Origin of the sequence: Staphylococcus sp. EG-SA-15 (assembly GCF_017151895.1) — a bacterium.
In the GTDB taxonomy this organism is placed as follows: Bacteria; Bacillota; Bacilli; order Staphylococcales; family Staphylococcaceae; genus Staphylococcus; species Staphylococcus aureus.
Map to the genome: position 1 here is coordinate 1 of NZ_JACVZN010000130.1, position 249 is coordinate 249.

The following is a 249-nucleotide window of genomic DNA, read 5'->3' on the forward strand; positions in this document are numbered from 1 at the left end:
GTTAATACTTATTTTATTGTGTGGTATCGTAACGCTATTAATTCGAATTATACCTTTTATCATGATTTCAAAAGTGCAATTGCCTGATGTCGTGGTTCGATGGCTATCATTTATCCCAATCACACTAATAATTGTAATAGTTAAACTACGCGTGATTATAGATAAAATAACCGTCGGAATGAGCGCGATAATGTAAGGGATGTTTAATGTATACCCCTCACCATGAGGCGTCTGTTGAATAATGCTGTC

1 pseudogene is annotated in these 249 nt (G+C 35.3%); it reads left to right on the top strand.

Going from position 1 to position 249, the window contains the following annotated elements:
- Positions 1–142 (top strand): annotated as a pseudogene (locus IDG64_RS14685) (AzlD domain-containing protein); the annotation flags it as partial.
- Positions 143–249 lie beyond the last annotated feature (107 nt).